Annotated in this window: 15 protein-coding genes; 9 read left to right on the plus strand and 6 right to left on the minus strand. The window is 72.0% G+C overall.

What is annotated here, in order from left to right; genetic code table 11:
* Positions 1-34: 34 nt before the first annotated feature.
* From ACSU53_RS18355 to ACSU53_RS18370, 4 genes are all read left to right on the plus strand, one after another.
* On the plus strand, positions 35-1849 hold the full coding sequence (locus ACSU53_RS18355) for an ABC-F family ATP-binding cassette domain-containing protein (protein ID WP_437029097.1): 1815 nt from the start codon (positions 35-37) through the stop codon (positions 1847-1849).
* A 234-nt stretch (positions 1850-2083) separates the two neighbouring features.
* On the plus strand, positions 2084-3889 hold the full coding sequence (locus ACSU53_RS18360) for an outer membrane protein assembly factor BamB family protein (RefSeq protein WP_437029099.1): 1806 nt from the start codon (positions 2084-2086) through the stop codon (positions 3887-3889).
* Positions 3890-3992: 103 nt separating this feature from the next.
* Complete coding sequence (locus ACSU53_RS18365; RefSeq protein WP_437029101.1) at positions 3993-5969, plus strand: outer membrane protein assembly factor BamB family protein; 1977 nt, start codon at positions 3993-3995, stop codon at positions 5967-5969.
* Between the two features lie 241 nt (positions 5970-6210).
* Positions 6211-6909, plus strand: coding sequence for a helix-turn-helix transcriptional regulator (locus ACSU53_RS18370; protein WP_437029103.1), 699 nt, complete (start codon positions 6211-6213; stop codon positions 6907-6909).
* Between the two features lie 79 nt (positions 6910-6988).
* Here ACSU53_RS18370 and ACSU53_RS18375 read toward each other — a convergent pair whose 3' ends face one another.
* Together ACSU53_RS18375 and ACSU53_RS18380 are read right to left on the minus strand one after the other, a co-directional pair.
* On the minus strand, positions 6989-7381 hold the full coding sequence (locus tag ACSU53_RS18375; RefSeq protein WP_437029104.1) for a hypothetical protein: 393 nt from the start codon (positions 7379-7381) through the stop codon (positions 6989-6991).
* 30 nt (positions 7382-7411) lie between these two features.
* On the minus strand, positions 7412-9109 hold the full coding sequence (locus ACSU53_RS18380) for a sodium:solute symporter family protein (protein WP_437029106.1): 1698 nt from the start codon (positions 9107-9109) through the stop codon (positions 7412-7414).
* Between the two features lie 201 nt (positions 9110-9310).
* Here ACSU53_RS18380 and galT point away from each other — a divergent pair, with 201 nt between their 5' ends.
* From galT to galK, 3 genes are read left to right on the plus strand one after another with little or no spacing between them, the layout of a single operon-like run.
* Entirely contained in the window at positions 9311-10372 is a 1062-nt protein-coding gene (gene galT, locus ACSU53_RS18385; protein WP_437029108.1) for a galactose-1-phosphate uridylyltransferase, read from the plus strand.
* Positions 10369-11337 (plus strand): UDP-glucose 4-epimerase GalE, encoded by a 969-nt coding sequence (galE, locus tag ACSU53_RS18390; RefSeq protein ID WP_437029110.1) that lies wholly within the window; start codon positions 10369-10371, stop codon positions 11335-11337. Before galT ends, galE begins: the two co-directional genes overlap by 4 nt.
* Positions 11337-12491 carry a galactokinase gene (gene galK / locus ACSU53_RS18395; RefSeq protein ID WP_437029112.1) on the plus strand — a complete coding sequence of 385 codons (1155 nt, stop codon included), beginning with the start codon at positions 11337-11339 and terminating at the stop codon, positions 12489-12491. The genes galE and galK overlap by 1 nt, the downstream gene beginning before the upstream one ends.
* A 6-nt stretch (positions 12492-12497) precedes the next feature.
* Here the strand turns inward: galK and ACSU53_RS18400 are convergent, their stop codons facing one another.
* Positions 12498-12953, minus strand: a complete 456-nt coding sequence (locus ACSU53_RS18400) for a GNAT family N-acetyltransferase (RefSeq protein ID WP_437029113.1) — start codon at positions 12951-12953, stop codon at positions 12498-12500.
* A 289-nt stretch (positions 12954-13242) separates the two neighbouring features.
* Here ACSU53_RS18400 and ACSU53_RS18405 point away from each other — a divergent pair, with 289 nt between their 5' ends.
* Positions 13243-14013, plus strand: coding sequence for a LuxR C-terminal-related transcriptional regulator (locus ACSU53_RS18405; protein ID WP_437029115.1), 771 nt, complete (start codon positions 13243-13245; stop codon positions 14011-14013).
* A gap of 35 nt (positions 14014-14048) precedes the next feature.
* On the opposite strand, the gene tamR is transcribed toward ACSU53_RS18405, so the two are convergent.
* Entirely contained in the window at positions 14049-14546 is a 498-nt protein-coding gene (gene tamR / locus ACSU53_RS18410) for a MarR family transcriptional regulator TamR (RefSeq protein ID WP_362100824.1), read from the minus strand.
* Positions 14547-14660: 114 nt separating this feature from the next.
* Here tamR and ACSU53_RS18415 point away from each other — a divergent pair, with 114 nt between their 5' ends.
* Positions 14661-15479, plus strand: a complete 819-nt coding sequence (locus ACSU53_RS18415) for a trans-aconitate 2-methyltransferase (protein WP_437029117.1) — start codon at positions 14661-14663, stop codon at positions 15477-15479.
* A 2-nt stretch (positions 15480-15481) separates the two neighbouring features.
* Here the strand turns inward: ACSU53_RS18415 and ACSU53_RS18420 are convergent, their stop codons facing one another.
* Together ACSU53_RS18420 and ACSU53_RS18425 are read right to left on the minus strand one after the other, a co-directional pair.
* Entirely contained in the window at positions 15482-15733 is a 252-nt protein-coding gene (locus ACSU53_RS18420; protein WP_437029119.1) for a type II toxin-antitoxin system RelE family toxin, read from the minus strand.
* Positions 15730-15984 carry a type II toxin-antitoxin system Phd/YefM family antitoxin gene (locus ACSU53_RS18425; protein ID WP_437029121.1) on the minus strand — a complete coding sequence of 85 codons (255 nt, stop codon included), beginning with the start codon at positions 15982-15984 and terminating at the stop codon, positions 15730-15732. The genes ACSU53_RS18420 and ACSU53_RS18425 overlap by 4 nt, the downstream gene beginning before the upstream one ends.
* Positions 15985-16020: the final 36 nt, after the last annotated feature.

Here is a 16020-nt window from a genome sequence, read left to right on the forward strand (position 1 = left end):
TGGAAAGCTGATCGATCCACCGGGCAGGAGAGAAATGGCCGTCAACCTGGTCAATGTCGAGAACGTGAGCAAGGTGTACGGCACCCGTGCGCTGCTCGACGGGGTGTCGCTCGGCGTCTCCGAAGGGGACCGGATCGGGGTCGTCGGGCGCAACGGTGACGGCAAGACCACCCTCATCCGGATGCTCGCCAAGCTGGAGGAGGCCGACACCGGCCGGGTGACGCACTCCGGCGGGCTGCGCATCGGCGTGCTCACCCAGTACGACTCCCTCGACCCCGCCGCCACCGTCCGCCACGAGGTCATCGGGGACCTGGCCGACCACGAGTGGGCCGGCAACGCCAAGGTCCGGGACGTGCTGACCGGGCTGTTCGGCGGGCTGGACCTGCCCGGCTTCCCCAAGGGGCTGGACACCGTCATCGGACCGCTGTCCGGCGGTGAGCGGCGCCGCATCGCGCTGGCCAAGCTGCTCATCGAGGAACAGGACCTGATCGTCCTCGACGAGCCCACCAACCACCTCGACGTCGAGGGCATCGCCTGGCTCGCCGAGCACCTGCGCGCCCGCCGCTCCGCGCTCGTCTGCGTCACCCACGACCGCTGGTTCCTCGACCAGGTCTGCACCCGCATGTGGGACGTGCAGCGCGGTGACGTCTACGAGTACGAGGGCGGCTACTCCGACTACGTCTTCGCCCGCGCCGAACGCGAGCGCATCGCCGCCACCGAGGAGGCCAAGCGGCAGAACCTGGTCCGCAAGGAGCTGGCCTGGCTGCGGCGCGGCGCCCCCGCGCGGACGTCGAAGCCGCGCTTCCGGGTGGAGGCCGCCAACGAGCTGATCAAGGACGTGCCGCCGCCCCGGGACACCAGCGAGCTGATGAAGTTCGCCTCCTCACGGCTGGGCAGGACGGTCTTCGACCTGGAGGACGTCACCGTCCAGGCCGGGCCCAAGGTGCTGCTCCGGCACGTCACCTGGCAGCTCGGCCCCGGCGACCGCGTCGGCCTGGTCGGTGTCAACGGCGCCGGCAAGACGTCCCTGCTGCGCGCGCTCACCGAGGCCGCCCGCAGTGAGGGGCAGGTGCAGCCCGCGGCCGGCAGCATCCGCGTCGGCAAGACCGTGAAGCTGGCCTACCTCTCCCAGGAGGTCGCCGAACTCGACCCCGCCTGGCGGGTCCTGCAGGCCGTGCAGCAGGTGCGCGAGCGCGTCGACCTCGGCAAGGGCCGCGAGATGACCGCCGGGCAGCTGTGCGAGACCTTCGGCTTCGGCAAGGAGAAGCAGTGGACGCCGGTCGGGGACCTGTCCGGCGGTGAGCGGCGCAGGCTCCAGCTGCTGCGGCTGCTCATGGACGAGCCCAACGTGCTGTTCCTCGACGAGCCCACCAACGACCTCGACATCGAGACCCTCACCCAGCTGGAGGACCTCCTCGACGGCTGGCCCGGTTCGATGATCGTCATCTCCCACGACCGGTTCTTCATCGAGCGCACCACCGACCGCGTCTTCGCCCTCCTCGGCGACGGCACCCTGCGGATGCTGCCGCGCGGCATCGACGAGTACCTGGAGCGCCGCAAGCGGATGGAGGAGGCCGCCGCCTCGGCGTCACCCGCCCCGGCCGCCGTGACCCCGGCCACGACGCCGGAGCGCAGCGCCGCCGACCAGCGCGCCGCCAAGAAGGAACTGCAGAAGATCGAACGCCGGCTGGACAAGGTGACGGAGCGGGAGACCGCGCTGCACGCGGCCATCGCCGAGCACGCCACCGACTTCGCGAAAGTGGCCGAACTCGATGCCGAGCTGCGGGAACTGACTGGTCAGCGCGAGGAGCTGGAGCTGCGGTGGCTGGAACTCGCCGAGGACGCCTGACCGCGCGCCCCGGGGCGCGCGCACGGGGCGCGCGAGTCGTGAAGGGGCGGTGAAGGCGCGTAACGGGGGCATCACGGGCCGGTCCTCCCTTGGGAACAGGGGCGGACTCGGCCCGATGACGTGTCGGTGCCGGGTGATAGAAAGGGCCCGTCTGAGAAACGTCTGAATACGACTCTGGGTTCACCGCTACCTCAGGGCGTGGCTAAAAATCAGTGAGTAAGGGGGAACGCGCTGATGTCTCAGCCGCCCAACCAGCCGCCGCAGGGCGGCTTCGGAGCGCCGCAGGATCCGCAGTCCGCAGGGGGCTTCGGACCGCCCGGGACGCCGCCGCCCCCGCAGGGGCAGCCCTCGACGCCGCCGCCTCCGCAGGGCCCGCCGTCCGGTGCGCCGCAGCCGGGGTACGGCTACCCGCAGCAGCCTCCGCAGCAGGCGGGGCCCTACGGACAACAGCCCGGGCCGTACGCCTCCGGTCCGTACGGCCAGCCGCAGCAGCCGGGTCCCTACGGCCGGCCGCAGCAGCCCGGCCCCTACGCGCAGCCCGGCTACGGCTACCCGCAGCCCCAGTTCCCCGGTGCGCCCGGCACCCCGCCCGGCGGCGGTTCCCGCAGCCCGTTCAAGGGCAAGCCGGCCATGATCATCGGTGCCGCCGTGGCGGCGCTGCTCGTCGCCGGGGGCACCACCTGGGCGCTCGTCGGCGGTGACGACGACGGCAAGAAGGACAACAAGCCCGTCGCCCGCACGAGCGACGACCCCAAGCCCTCCGCCTCCGACGACCCCGTCAACCCCGGCGACGGCAGCGGTGACGGCGACTCCGACCCCGAGGACCTCAACGCGGGCCGCCAGGCGGGCGAGTCCAAGGTGCTCTGGTACAAGGAGGCGCCCGACGCGCCCGGTTCCGGCGCCGAGGCCCCCGGCATGTGGATCACCGGCGACACGGCGGTGAAGGCCGCCTACAAGCAGCTCTTCGCGTACAAGGCCGCCGACGGCCGCCCCGCCTGGGAGGAGCTGACCTTCCCGGAGAAGATCTGCGCCGTCACCAAGGGCACCACGGACGACGACAAGATCGTCGTGGCCTCCATGAGCGGCAGCAGCAGCCGCGCCAAGTGCAACCAGCTCCAGCAGGTCGACCTGAGGACCGGTGAGAAGGGCTGGTCCGAGGAGGTCGCCGACGGCGCCCTGTTCGACAGCGCGACCTCCATCGAGATGTCCCTGGCGGGCGACACCCTCATGGTCGGCCGCTCGCAGTCCGGCACGGCGTACGACGTCAACAGCGGCAAGAAGCTGTTCGACAGCAAGAAGTACGGCGACGCCTGCTTCCCGACCGCCTTCGCGGGCGGCAAGAAGCTGCTCCAGGTCGCCTCGTGCGGCGCCGGCGGCAAGAACGAGCACGACGAGCTGCGCGAGCTGGACCCGAAGACCGGCAAGGTGAAGTGGACCCAGAAGTTCGACAAGGGCTGGCGCATCTCGCGCGCCTACTCCGTCGACCCGGTGGTCATCTACAGCACCAACAACGACAAGAAGGCCTGGAACATCTCCACCTTCACGTCCACCGGGAAGTTCCGTTCCCAGGTCGGCTTCGACGAGGACTTCGCCCCCCAGTGCGGCTGGGCCGTCCTCGCCCGGAACCTGGAGGGCTGCGAGGGCGTCGCCGCCGACGCCGACACGCTCTACCTGCCGACCGAGGCCCGGACCGGGGCCAACGAGATCGTCGCCGTCAACCTGGCCACCGGCAAGGAGAAGTGGCGGGTGAAGTCCCCCGTCGGCGAGCCTATGCGGCCCATCAAGGTGGAGGGCGGCAAGCTCATCGCCTACGTGGACCCGTCCTACGACGCGGGCGGCCAGGTCGTGTCCATCCCGCTCACCGGCAGCAGCCACAAGCCGGTCAAGCTGATGCAGAACCCGCAGGGCGTCGCGCGGATCGAGAACGGCTTCTTCAACAAGACCGTCGACTGGGTCGACGGCCGCTTCTACATCTCGACCACGCGGCTGTCCGGCAATGACGACGCGAAGGAGAAGCTGATGCTCGCCTACGGCAAGTGAGGCGCGTGACAGCGGTGAGGAGCGTCGGCCGACGGCGGCCGGCGCCCTCGCTCCGTCCGGTCACTTCCCCGTCGCCCGTCCCCGTCACCGAGGTGTTCCCGTCATGACCCAGCCGCCCAACGAGCCCCCACAGCAGCCGGGATTCGGCCCGCCGCAGGACCCCGCGCAGCAGTCGGACCAGCCGTCCTCCGCGCCGGCGCAGCCGGAGCCGTCCGCGGACGCCCCGCAGCCGGAGCCGTCGCAGCCCCCGCAGCAGCCGGCGCAGCCGCCCGCCCAGCCCGCTCCGCCGGCGCAGCCGCCCGCCGCCCCGGACCTCACCAAGGCCCCCGAGCCCGGCTACGGCTACCCGCAGGCCCCGCCTCCGGCCGGTCCGCCGGCACCTCCGGCCGGCCCGCCGACGCCCCCGCAGGGCCCCGGCTACGGCTACCCGCAGCAGCCCCCGGCCGGTTACGGCTACCCGGGCCGGCAGCCGGGACCGTACGACCACCCCACCCCGCCGGCCGGCTACGGCCAGACCGCGCCCTACGGCCAGCCGCAGCAGCCGGGCCCCTACGGCCAGCCCGGCTACGGCTACCCGCACGCCACCGTGCCGATGCAGCCGCAGGCCCAGCCGCCGGGCGGCGGCCGCAAGGTCAACGCCCAGCTGGCGATCATCGTCGCGGCGGTCACGGCCATCGCCCTGATCATCGGCGGCGGCGTGCTCTACGCGAACGTCAAGGACGACGACAAGCGGACCACCGCGGACGACGGCGACGGCAAGGGCGGCCAGGACGACAAGGGCGGCGACACCGGCGGCACGAGCGGCGGCACCTCCGGCTCCGCCGAGAAGGCTCCGGACGACCCCGCCTCCAAGGTCCTGTTCCAGGTGCCGTCGCCGAAGCCGCCCAAGGACAGCACCACCATCGTCACCGCCGGCTCCTGGCTCACCGACAAGGTGTACGCCAAGAGCGGCATCGCCGAGATCGTCGGTTACGACCGCGACAAGGGCACCAAGCTGTGGACGATCGAGCTGCCCGGTCCGGTGTGCGAGGCCAGCAGGCACGCCACCGAGGACAACAGGACGGCCATCGTCTACAAGCCCAAGATGCCCACCAAGTCCGAGCCGCAGTCCTGCACGGAGGTCGCGGCGATCGACCTCGACGAGGGCAAGGAGCTGTGGAGCAAGACCGCCAAGGCGGGCACCCGGCCGATCAGCTTCAACAACGTCACCGTCAGCGGTGACACCGTCGCCGCGGGCAGCACCAGCGGCGGCGCCGCCTGGGAGATGAGCGACGGCAAGCAGCTGTGGGCGCCCAAGACGTCCGACGCCTGCTACGACTCCGGCTACGGCGGCGGCGCCAAGCTGGTCGCGGTGCGCAAGTGCGGCACGTACTCCCAGCGCCAGCTGCACATCCAGACCATCGACCCGAAGTCCGGCAAGGTGGTCACCGAGTACAAGATGAGCGAGGGCATCGAGTACGCCAGCGTGGTGTCCACCGACCCGCTGGTCGTGGCCGCCGACGTCGGCGACTCGGCCGGCGACGGCAGCGGCATCTCGGACTTCTTCTCCGTCGACAACAAGACCGGCAAGCTGCGCGCCCGCATCTCCGCCCCCGGAGACGACTACGCGGCCCGCTGCGACGGCATCACCAAGATCGAGAAGTGCTCCGGGCTCGCGGTCGGCCAGGACAAGCTGTACATCGCGACCGAGGAGCACGAGGGAAGCGGCAAGTACAGCGAGACCAACGAGGTCATCGCCTTCGACCTGGCCACCGGCAAGCAGACCGGCGAGCGGGCCGACGCGGGCGACGGCTACACGCTGACCCCGCTGCGCATGGACGGCGCCAACGTCATCGCCTACAAGCGGCCGCCGTACGACAAGGGCGGCGAGATCGTCAGCATCGACGGCGGTTCGTTCAAGCAGACGACGCTGCTGCGCAACCCCTCGGACGAGGCGGTGCGCGACGCCGAGACGGGCATGCTGCCCGAGTACTCGGAGATCCTGTTCTCCGGCGGACGGCTGTACATGTCGGCCGTGTACGCCAGTGACTACGAGAGCAGCAGGAAGGAATACCTGGTGGTCGCGTTCGGAACCGGCTGATCGGTTCCGGTCCTCCCGCCCCGCGGCCCCGTCCCTGCTCAGGGACGGGGCCGTGCGCGTACCGCGCATCCGGTGCCCTTCGCCGCCGAATGAGAGAATTTCGGTGATCCGGGGCGATTCTCGCCGGTAGGGGGAGCGCGACGTCGAACAAGCGTGTAGCTTCCGGGGGCATCCAGGGGATGGGCGCGGGGGCGTCGCGGGTGTGCGTGGGTGTCCGGTGGGGGACTTGGGGGGTTGCTGGATGGCAGTGCGGCTGATGGTGGTCGACGACCACCGGTTGCTGGCGGAGGCACTGGCCTCGGCGCTGAAGCTGCGGGGGCACCGGGTGCTGGCCGCGGCGGCGCCCGTGGCGGGGGCCGCGGACCTGGTGATCAGCCGGGCGCCGGAGGTGTGCGTGCTGGGCACGGCGGCACCGGCCGAGCCGGGCATCTTCGACCCGGTGGTGAAGATCAAGCGGGAGCGGCCACAGGTGGCGGTGCTGGTGCTGGGCCCGGTGCCCAGCCCGCGCGGGATCGCGGCGGCGTTCGCGTCCGGGGCGTCCGGCTACGTGCGGCACGACGAGCGCATCGAGACGGTCGAGCGCGCGATCATGAAGGCACGCGCCGGGGAGGCCGCGGTCGCTCCGCAGTTGCTCCAGGGAGCGTTCGGGGACCTGCTCCACCCGGCGGCGCAGCCGGACGACGAGGGGCAGCGGCTGCTGCAGATGCTGACCCCGCGCGAGGTGGAGGTGCTGGTCCGGGTCGCGGAGGGCGAGGACACCCGGCAGATCGCGGCGGGCATGAACATCGCCCCGTCGACGGCCCGCACGCACGTCCAGCGGGTGCTGATGAAGCTGGGGGTGGGCTCCCGGCTGGAGGCGGCGGCGCTGGCGGCCCGCACCGGCCTGCTGGACCGGGCGGGCCCGCTCCGGCCCGCCGTCCCGCCGCGCCGGGACCCCTGAGCGGCGCCCCGCACGGCGACGGCGGGGGCACCGTCCGGCGTGGTCCGCCGCACGGTGCCCCCGCCGTCCGCGGGTCCGCTCAGCCCTTCCCCGGGCCGCCGGGGCCGCCGGTGGGGCCTTCCGTCCCGCCGGACCCCCGGCCGCCGGCGGGTGTGCCGCCGGGGGTGCCGGCGTCGTCCGCCGGGACGTCGGGCGGGGGCGGGGCGGTGGGCCGCAGCTTCAGCCACAGCAGGAACAGCAGGCCCAGGACGAGCATCCCCAGGCCCGTCCACAGGTTGATGTTGACGCCCTCCGCCTTGTCGATGTCCTCGTCGGACGCGACGATGCCCGCGATCGTGACGATGATCCCGTACACGACGAACAGGACGCCGATGATGCGGCGGATGTCGAAGAGGCGGGCGGCCGTGGTGGACCTGGCCTCCAGCTCGGAGATCTCCCGCTGCAGGTCACGGTCGGAGTAGTGCTCGGACATGGTCTCTCCATCTCCCCGATCGGGACGTGATCAGAACGAGAACGGGATGTAGCAGGCGGCGGCCAGGATCACCGCGCCCCAGCCGAGCAGGGCGGGCTTGCGGTACCAGGCGTCGTCGCCCTCGGCCGGCGGCTCGGCCATGCCGGGGGAACGGGTGCCGTAGACGAGGCCCTCCAGGTCCGCGGCCGGTTTGGGCGCGGTGAACAGGGACACCGCGACCATGACCACACCGCCGGCGACGAAGCCGGCGATCGCGGAGACGAAGTTGGCGCCCTGGTCGGTGGGGATGCCGATGACGCCCTGCTTGTAGAACACGAAGTAGTTCACCATCGCGGCGGTGGTGCCGGCGAGCAGGCCCCAGAAGCCCGACTTCATCGACGCGCGCTTCCAGAACATGCCGATGATGAACACCACGAACATCGGCACGTTGAAGAAGGAGAACAGCGTCTGCAGGTAGGCCATGATGTTGGAGAACGAGGACGCGAGGAAGGCCGTGCCGATCGACGCGAGCACCCCGATGGCGGTGATCAGGCGGCCGAAGCGGACGTAGTAGGCGTCCTCGCGGTCCTTGACCACGTACCGGTGCCAGATGTCGGCGGTGAAGACGGTGTTGAAGGACGACACGTTCGCCGCCATGCCCGCCATGAACGCGGCCAGCAGACCGGTCACCGCGATGCCGAGCACGCCGTTGGGCAGGAACTGCTGCATCAGGTAGGGGATCGCGTCGTTGTACTGCAGGTCCGACCCGGCGGTGCCGATCCTCGGGACCAGGACGGCGGCGACCAGTCCCGGGATCATCACCAGGAACACGATGAAGATCTTCGGGAAGGCGGCGATGAGCGGGGTGCGCTGAGCCGCGGAGAGGTTCTTCGCGGACAGCGCGCGCTGCACCTCGGCGAAGTTGGTCGTCCAGTAGCCGAAGGAGAGGACGAAGCCGAGGCCGAGGACGATGGTCAGCCAGTTGGCGCCCAGCGGGTTGTCGCTGCCGATGCCGGTGCCGCCCCAGGCGGTCATGAAGTTGTCGCCGCGTGCCGCGGTGAGGGAGTCGGACAGGCCGTCCCAGCCGCCGACGCTCTTCAGGCCGAGCACGGTGATCGGGATGAGCGCGGCGAGGATGACGAAGAACTGCAGGACCTCGTTGTAGATGGCCGAGGAGAGGCCGCCGAGGGTGATGTAGGCCAGGACGAAGAACCCGGCGACGACGATGGACACCCACTGGGGCCAGCCCAGCAGGGCCTCCACGACGATGGCGAGGGCGTAGAGGTTCACCCCGGCGATCAGGATGGCGGCCGCCGCGAAGAGGATCGCGCTGAGCAGGTGGGCCGACTTGTCGAAGCGCAGCAGCAGGAACTCGGGGACCGAGCGGACCTTGCTGCCGTAGTAGAACGGCATCATCACCAGGCCCAGGAAGACCATGGCGGGGATGGCGCCGATCCAGTACCAGTGCGTGGTGTAGACGCCGTACTGGGCGCTGTTGGCGGCCATGCCGAGGATCTCGGTGGCGCCCAGGTTGGCGGCGATGAACGCCAGGCCGGTGATCCAGGCGGGCAGGGACCGGCCGGAGAGGAAGAAGTCCAGGCTGGTCTTCACCGAGTGGCGGGCGGCGAAGCCGATGCCGAGGACGACCACGAAGTAGATCCCGAGGATCGTGTAGTCGAGCCAGTTGGTCGGCAGCCGCAGCTCGGCGGCCAGCAGGGCGGGGGGTGTCGGGCCTGTGGGGGTGTGCATGAGTACTCGCTTCGTTGCGCGAACCGATACGCCGCGGAACCTACGCCTCCGCGTTCAGAAAATGAACACTTCTGATGGTGATCTTTGTTGGATTGTGATGTTGAGGGGGTCTGGTGGGTTGTGTTTTGGTACGTTGGGTTCTGTTGGAAGGGACGGTGAGACTGGCGTCCTGATCCGAGCGGCCCGAATGGAGCGTCCGGCGTGAAGAAGACCTCGACCCGACTGGCCGACGGTCGTGAGCTCATCTACTACGACCTCAGCGACGCCACCGTGCGCGACGCGGTCGACCGCCGACCCCTCGCGCCCACCGTCACCACCTCTCAGATCCGCTCCGACCCCCTGCTCGGCGACCGGGTCGCCATCGCCTCCCACCGCCAGGCCCGCACCTACCACCCGCCCGCCGACCAGTGCCCCCTGTGCCCCTCCCGCGGGGACCGGCTCAGCGAGATCCCGGACAGCTCCTACGACGTGGTCGTCTTCGAGAACCGCTTCCCGTCCCTGGCCGGCGACTCGGGGCGCTGCGAGGTCGTCTGCTTCACCTCCGACCACGACGCCTCCTTCGCCGACCTGAGCGAGCAGCAGGCCCGCCTCGTCCTGGACGCCTGGACCGACCGGACCGCCGAACTGTCGCACCTGCCCGCCGTGGAACAGGTCTTCTGCTTCGAGAACCGGGGCGCCGAGATCGGTGTCACGCTCCAGCACCCGCACGGGCAGATCTACGCCTACCCGTTCACCACCCCCCGCACCGCCCTGATGCTCCGCCAGGTGGCCGCACACAAACGGGAGTCCGGCGGGGAGAACCTCTTCGACGTGGTGCTCCGCCGCGAACTCGCCGGGGAGCGGGTCGCCCTGGAGGGTGAACACTGGGCCGCCTTCGTGCCGTACGCCGCGCACTGGCCCTACGAGGTGCACCTCTACCCCAAGCGGCGGGTGCCCGACCTGCTCGCCCTGGACGAGGCCGCCCGCGCCGAGTTCCCCCGCGTCTACCTGGAGCTGCTGGGGCGCTTCGACCGGATCTTCGGGGAGGCGGAACCGCCCACGCCGTACATCGCCGCCTGGCACCAGGCGCCGTTCCGCGGACCGGTGGAGTCCGACGGGCTCACCCGCGACGACTTCGCCCTGCACCTCGAGCTTTTCACCGTCCGCCGCACCTCCGGCAAGCTGAAGTTCCTCGCGGGTTCCGAATCCGGCATGAACGTGTTCATCAACGACGTGCCGCCGGAACGGGCGGCCCAGCGACTGCGGGAGGTAGCGAGTTCATGAGCGGGAAGTACCTGGTCACCGGGGGCGCGGGATACGTCGGCAGCGTCGTCGCCGACCACCTGCTGACGGCCGGTCACGAGGTCGTCGTCCTCGACAACCTCTCCACCGGCTTCCGCGCCGGCGTCCCCGCCGGGGCCGCCTTCGTCGAGGGCGACATCCGCGACGCCGCCAAGTGGCTGGACCCCTCCTTCGACGCCGTCCTGCACTTCGCCGCCTTCTCCCAGGTCGGCGAGTCGGTCGTCCGCCCCGAGAAGTACTGGGACAACAACGTCGGCGGCACCATGGCCCTGCTCGGCGCGATGCGCGAGGCGGGCGTGCGGCGGCTGGTGTTCTCCTCCACCGCGGCCACCTACGGCGAACCCGACCGGGTCCCCGTCACCGAGTCCGCGCCCACCCGCCCCACCAACCCCTACGGCGCCTCCAAGCTGGCCGTCGACCACATGATCGCCTCGGAGGCCGCGGCCCACGGCCTGGGCGCCGTCTCGCTGCGCTACTTCAACGTCGCCGGCGCCCACGGTGCGTACGGCGAGCGGCACCAGCCGGAGACCCACCTGATCCCCCTCGTCCTCCAGGTCGCCCAGGGCCGCCGCGAGGCCGTCTCCGTCTACGGCGACGACTACCCCACCCCCGACGGCACCTGCGTCCGCGACTACATCCACGTCGCCGACCTGGCCGAGGCCCACCTGCTCGCGCTGGACGCCGCCACCCCCGGCGAGCACCTCGTGTGCAACCTCGGCAACGGCAACGGCTTCTCCGTCCGCGAGGTCGTCGAGACCGTCCGCCGCGTCACCGGCCACCCCGTCCCCGAGGTGGCCGCCCCCCGCCGGGCCGGCGACCCCGCGGTCCTCGTCGCCTCCGCCGACACCGCCCGCGCCCGGCTGGGCTGGGCCCCGACCCGTACCGACCTCGCCGCGATCGTCCGCGACGCGTGGGAGTTCGCACAGCACCTGACGAGGGAGCAGTAGTGGAGGCACAGCAGGTCGCGCAGCGCTTCACCGAGCTGTACGGAACCGGGCCGCACGGAGTGTGGGCGGCGCCCGGCCGGGTCAACCTGATCGGCGAGCACACCGACTACAACGACGGCTTCGTCATGCCGTTCGCCCTGCCCCACCGCACCACGGCGGCGGTCTCCCCCCGCACCGACGGCCTGCTGCGCCTGCACTCGGCCGACATCGGCGCCCCCGTCACCGAGATCGCCGTCGACGATCTCGCCCCCGGCACCGACCGCACCTGGACCGCCTACCCGGCCGGCGTGGTCTGGGCGCTGCGCGAGGCCGGCCACCCGGTCACCGGCGCCGACGTCCACCTGGCCTCCACGGTCCCGCCGGGCGCCGGACTGTCCTCCTCGGCGGCCCTGGAGGTGGCCGTCGCCCTCGCGCTGAACGACCTGTACGGACTCGGCCTGGACGGCGGCCGCCTCGCCCTGCTGTGCCGGCGCGCGGAGAACGCCTACGTCGGCGCGCCCGTCGGCATCATGGACCAGACCGCGTCCGCCTGCTGCGAGGCCGGCCACGCCCTGTTCCTCGACACCCGCGACCTGACCCGGGAGCAGATCCCCTTCGACCTGTCCGCCGAGGGCATGCGCCTGCTCGTCGTCGACACCCGCGTCGAGCACAGCCACAGCCAGGGCGAGTACGGCAGGCGCCGCGAGGGCTGCGAGCGGGGCGCCGCCCTGCTGGGCGTCGACGCGCTGCGCGACGTGGCGTACGCGGACCTGGACGCGGCGCTCGCCCTCCTCGCCGGCGAGGAGGAGGTGCGCCGGCTGGTCCGCCACGTCGTGACGGAGAACGAGCGGGTGCGGCGGGTGGCGGCCCTGCTCCGGGCGGGCGACCCCCGGGCGATCGGGCCCGTCCTGGTGGAGGGGCACGCCTCGCTGCGCGACGACTTCCGGGTGTCCTGCCCGGAGCTCGACCTGACCGTCGAGACGGCCCTGTCCGCCGGCGCCCTCGGTGCCCGGATGACCGGCGGCGGCTTCGGCGGCTCGGCCGTCGTCCTCACCGAGGAGGACGCCGTCCCGGCCGTCACCAAGGCGGTCGAGGAGGCCTTCGCGGCGGCCGGCCTCACCGCGCCGCGCACCTTCGGGGCGGTGCCGTCCGAGGGGGCGCGCCGCCTGCTGTGACCCCGCTCAGCGCAGGCACTTGGTCAGCGTGTACTCGGTGATCCCCGGCGGGTAGTCGGGGATCGCGCACACCACCTCGTAGCCGTGCCGGCGGTAGAAGTCCGGCGCCTGGAAGTCCCAGGTCTCCACCCGCGCGTGCCGGGCCCCCCGTTCCGTGACCGCGAGGCGTTCCGCCTCGGCCAGGATGCGGGACCCGATGCCCGCCCCGCGGTGCGGCGCGTCGACCCAGAGGTACGTCACGTGCAGCCACGTGGTCCAGGTGTGGCCGACCAGACCGCCGGCCAGCGCGCCGCCCGGGTCCATCACCCACACGTGCAAAGGCGCCTCCCGTTCGCCGGGGGTCCCGCGCAGCGCCCGCAGCACCGGCGAGGCCGCCGTGTTGGTCTCCCGGAGCCGCCTCCGGAGCAGATCACGTCGTGCTTTGTCGACTTCTGTCTCCAGACGAAACATGGGGCTCACCATAAACGCGCGAGTGCGCCAGTTCTGCAAATATCCTTCCGCTCCCGGCCCCCGCCCGTACTCTGAAGCACAGCGCCGGTGGGGGCCGGTGCCGGTCGGAGAGCGGGAGTGCCGGGCACGACGCCCGGGCGGCGGTGCGGTCACCGCGCGGCAGCGGCCGGGCGGGTCCCGCGACGGTCCGTCCGGCGTCCTGGCGCGACGGAGCGAGGCCCGTCGTCGTGTGCGCGGTGGTGTCGTCCTCCGGCGTCGGGGTAATCCCCTGCTCTACGGAGAGCTCGGGGAAGGGGGTTTCGTGGTTCGCATCCGAGTCCTGGTCGTCGACGACCATCGTATTTTCGCCGAGTCACTCGCCGCGGCCCTGGCGGCAGAACCCGATGTCGACGTGTCCGCCGCGGGCAGCGGTCCGGCCGCCCTGCGCAGCTTGGAGCGCGCCGCCACCGAGGGCCGCCGGTTCGACGTGCTGCTCGTCGACGCCGACCTGGGCGGCAGAGCACCGGGCGGCCGTCCCGCCGTGCCCGTGCAGGACGGCGACGCGGACGGTCTGGTGGACGGGATCGCGCTGGTCGGCGGCGTGCGCTCGGCCCACCCCCAGGTCCGCACCGTCGTCCTCGCCGACCGGGACGACCCGCGCCGGGCCGCCCTCGCCCTCCAGGCCGGAGCCTCGGGCTGGGTGGCCAAGGACTGTTCGCTGAGCAGGCTGCTCACCGTCATCCGGGGTGTGCTGCGCGACGAGACGCACCTGCCGCCCGCGCTCCTCACCGGGGTGCTGCGCGAGCTGACCGCGGCCCGCAAGCACCGCACCGAGAGCGAGCGGCTGGTGGAGTCCCTCACCCCGCGCGAGCGGGAGGTCCTGCGGTGCATGGTCGCGGGCCTGGGGCGCAAGGCGGTCGCCGAACGCCTGTACCTGTCCCCGCACACCGTGCGCACCCACATGCAGAACGTCCTCGGCAAACTGGGCGTCCACTCCACCCTCGCCGCCGTCGCCCTGGCCCGCCGCGCGGGCGTGGGCCCGGCCGACCTGGGCCCGCCCGCCCGCGTCCCGGAGGAGAGCAGCAGCGCCTGACGGGGCACGCCCGGGCGCCGGCGGCGGCCCGCCGGTCAGCCGGGGATGTTGTCGAACGGGGCGGTCAGCTGCCGCAGCAGGGCCGCCAGTTCGGCGCGCTGGGCGGTGGACAGCTCCGCGAGGATGGCGCGCTCCTGGGCCAGCAGCCCCGCCAGGGCCTGATCGGCGCGGTCGCGGCCGACGTCGGTGAGACGGACCAGGACGCCGCGCCGGTCGCTCGGGTCCGGGAGGCGTTCCACCAGGCATTTCTTGGCCAGCCGGTCGATCCGGTTGGTCATGGTGCCGGAGGTGACGAGCGTCTGGGTGAGGAGCTGCCCGGGGGAGAGCTGATACGGGGTGCCCGCGCGGCGCAGCGCGGTCAGCACGTCGAACTCCCAGGGTTCCAGGCCGTGCTCCGCGAACGCCAGCCGCCGGGCACGGTCCAGGTGCCGGGCGAGTCTGCTCACCCGGCTGAGCACTTCGAGCGGTTCCACGTCGAGGTCCGGGCGCTCCCGGCGCCACGCTGCGACCAGCCGATCGACCTCGTCCTCCATGACGATCAGTGTAGTGGTTGTGTCGACGTGAAGTCTCTTGATATCGAGCATCTTGGCATCGAAATATTGGGTGGGTGACGCTGGACGGGAGACCACCGGCCACCGGGAGGCACCGTGCCCGCGACGACCCCCGCCTGGGACCCCGACCCGTACCTGCGCCACGCCGGCCACCGCGCCCGCGCCTTCACCGACCTCCTCGCCCGCGTCCCCGCCCTGCCCTCCGGCCGGCCCCGCATCGCCGACCTCGGCTGCGGCCCCGGCAACGTCACCGCCCTGCTCGCCGACCGCTGGCCCACGGCCCGCGTCACCGGCTACGACTCCTCACCCGAGATGCTCGACCGCGCCCGCGCCGACCACGCCGGCCCCACCCCGGGCGGGGGCCGCCTCGACTTCGCCCACGCCGACGTCCGGACCTGGACGCCCGAGCACCCCTGCGACCTGATCATCAGCAACGCCACCCTGCAGTGGGTCCCCGGCCACACCGAGCGGTTCCGCGACTGGATCGACGGGCTCACCCCCGGCGGCACGTTCGCCTTCCAGGTGCCCGGCAACTTCGACGCCCCCAGTCACGTCCTGATGCGCGAACTGGCCGGCTCCCCGCGGTGGCGCGACCGCCTGTCCGGCGTCCTGCGCCACGGCGACGCGGTCCTCCGCCCGGAGGAGTACCTGGCGCGGCTGACCGCCCTGGGCTGCGCGACCGACGCGTGGGAGACGACGTACGTGCACCTGCTGCAGGGGGAGGACCCCGTCCTCGACTGGGTCGAGGGCACCGGGCTGCGGCCCGTGCTCACCGCCCTCGCCGACGACCCGCAGGCCCGGGACGCCTTCGTCGCCGAGTACCGGACGGCCCTGCGGACCGCCTACCCGGCCGGCCTCCACGGCACCCCGTTCCCCTTCCGCCGGATCTTCGCGGTCGCGACGAAGGGCGGTTGATCTCAGAGGGTGCGCCCCATGTGGGTGACCAGGATGCGGATGACGTGGTCGTCGATGACGTACAGGACGTGGTAGTCGCCGATGCGCAGACGCCGGATGTCTGCCGATCCGTACGGAACCGACCCTGCGGGTCGAGGGTTCTCGGCGAGCTTGTCGATGGTGTCGAGGACCAGCGCCAGGCCACTTGCGTCCTCTTTAAGGAATCGGGCTGCGGAATCGAGGGCGTGCGGCTCGAAGACGATCTCGTACGTCACTTCTGCTCGAGCCCCAACCGCCGGCGCACCTCGGCCATGGGGATGCCCGGACCGAGGGTCCCCTCGGCCTTGCGGCGCTCGTACTCGGCGACCGCCAAGGCATCTTCCAGATCCTCTATCACCTGCGGCGACACGAGCAGCGCGGCCACGTGCCCGTGATCCGTGAGGGCGATGGTCTCGCGTCCGTGGGCGGCACGACGGACGAGGTCACCGAGCTGGGCACGGGCAGCGCTGATCGTGATCTCAGTCATGCACGCATGATGACACAACATTAATCCAGTGAGCCA

This window comes from Streptomyces sp. enrichment culture (assembly GCF_964273255.1).
Classification (GTDB): domain Bacteria; phylum Actinomycetota; class Actinomycetes; order Streptomycetales; family Streptomycetaceae; genus Streptomyces.

Bases quoted from the DNA above. Each gene is read 5' to 3' on its own strand.
- ACSU53_RS18360 (WP_437029099.1), top strand. From the start codon at position 2,084: ATGTCTCAGCCGCCCAACCAGCCGCCGCAGGGCGGCTTCGGAGCGCCG.
- ACSU53_RS18380 (WP_437029106.1), bottom strand. From the start codon at position 9,109: ATGCACACCCCCACAGGCCCGACACCCCCCGCCCTGCTGGCCGCCGAG.
- ACSU53_RS18425 (WP_437029121.1), bottom strand. From the start codon at position 15,984: ATGACTGAGATCACGATCAGCGCTGCCCGTGCCCAGCTCGGTGACCTC.
- ACSU53_RS18355 (WP_437029097.1), top strand. From the start codon at position 35: ATGGCCGTCAACCTGGTCAATGTCGAGAACGTGAGCAAGGTGTACGGC.
- ACSU53_RS18365 (WP_437029101.1), top strand. From the start codon at position 3,993: ATGACCCAGCCGCCCAACGAGCCCCCACAGCAGCCGGGATTCGGCCCG.
- ACSU53_RS18370 (WP_437029103.1), top strand. From the start codon at position 6,211: ATGGCAGTGCGGCTGATGGTGGTCGACGACCACCGGTTGCTGGCGGAG.
- galE (WP_437029110.1), top strand. From the start codon at position 10,369: ATGAGCGGGAAGTACCTGGTCACCGGGGGCGCGGGATACGTCGGCAGC.
- ACSU53_RS18375 (WP_437029104.1), bottom strand. From the start codon at position 7,381: ATGTCCGAGCACTACTCCGACCGTGACCTGCAGCGGGAGATCTCCGAG.
- ACSU53_RS18400 (WP_437029113.1), bottom strand. From the start codon at position 12,953: ATGGTGAGCCCCATGTTTCGTCTGGAGACAGAAGTCGACAAAGCACGA.
- tamR (WP_362100824.1), bottom strand. From the start codon at position 14,546: ATGGAGGACGAGGTCGATCGGCTGGTCGCAGCGTGGCGCCGGGAGCGC.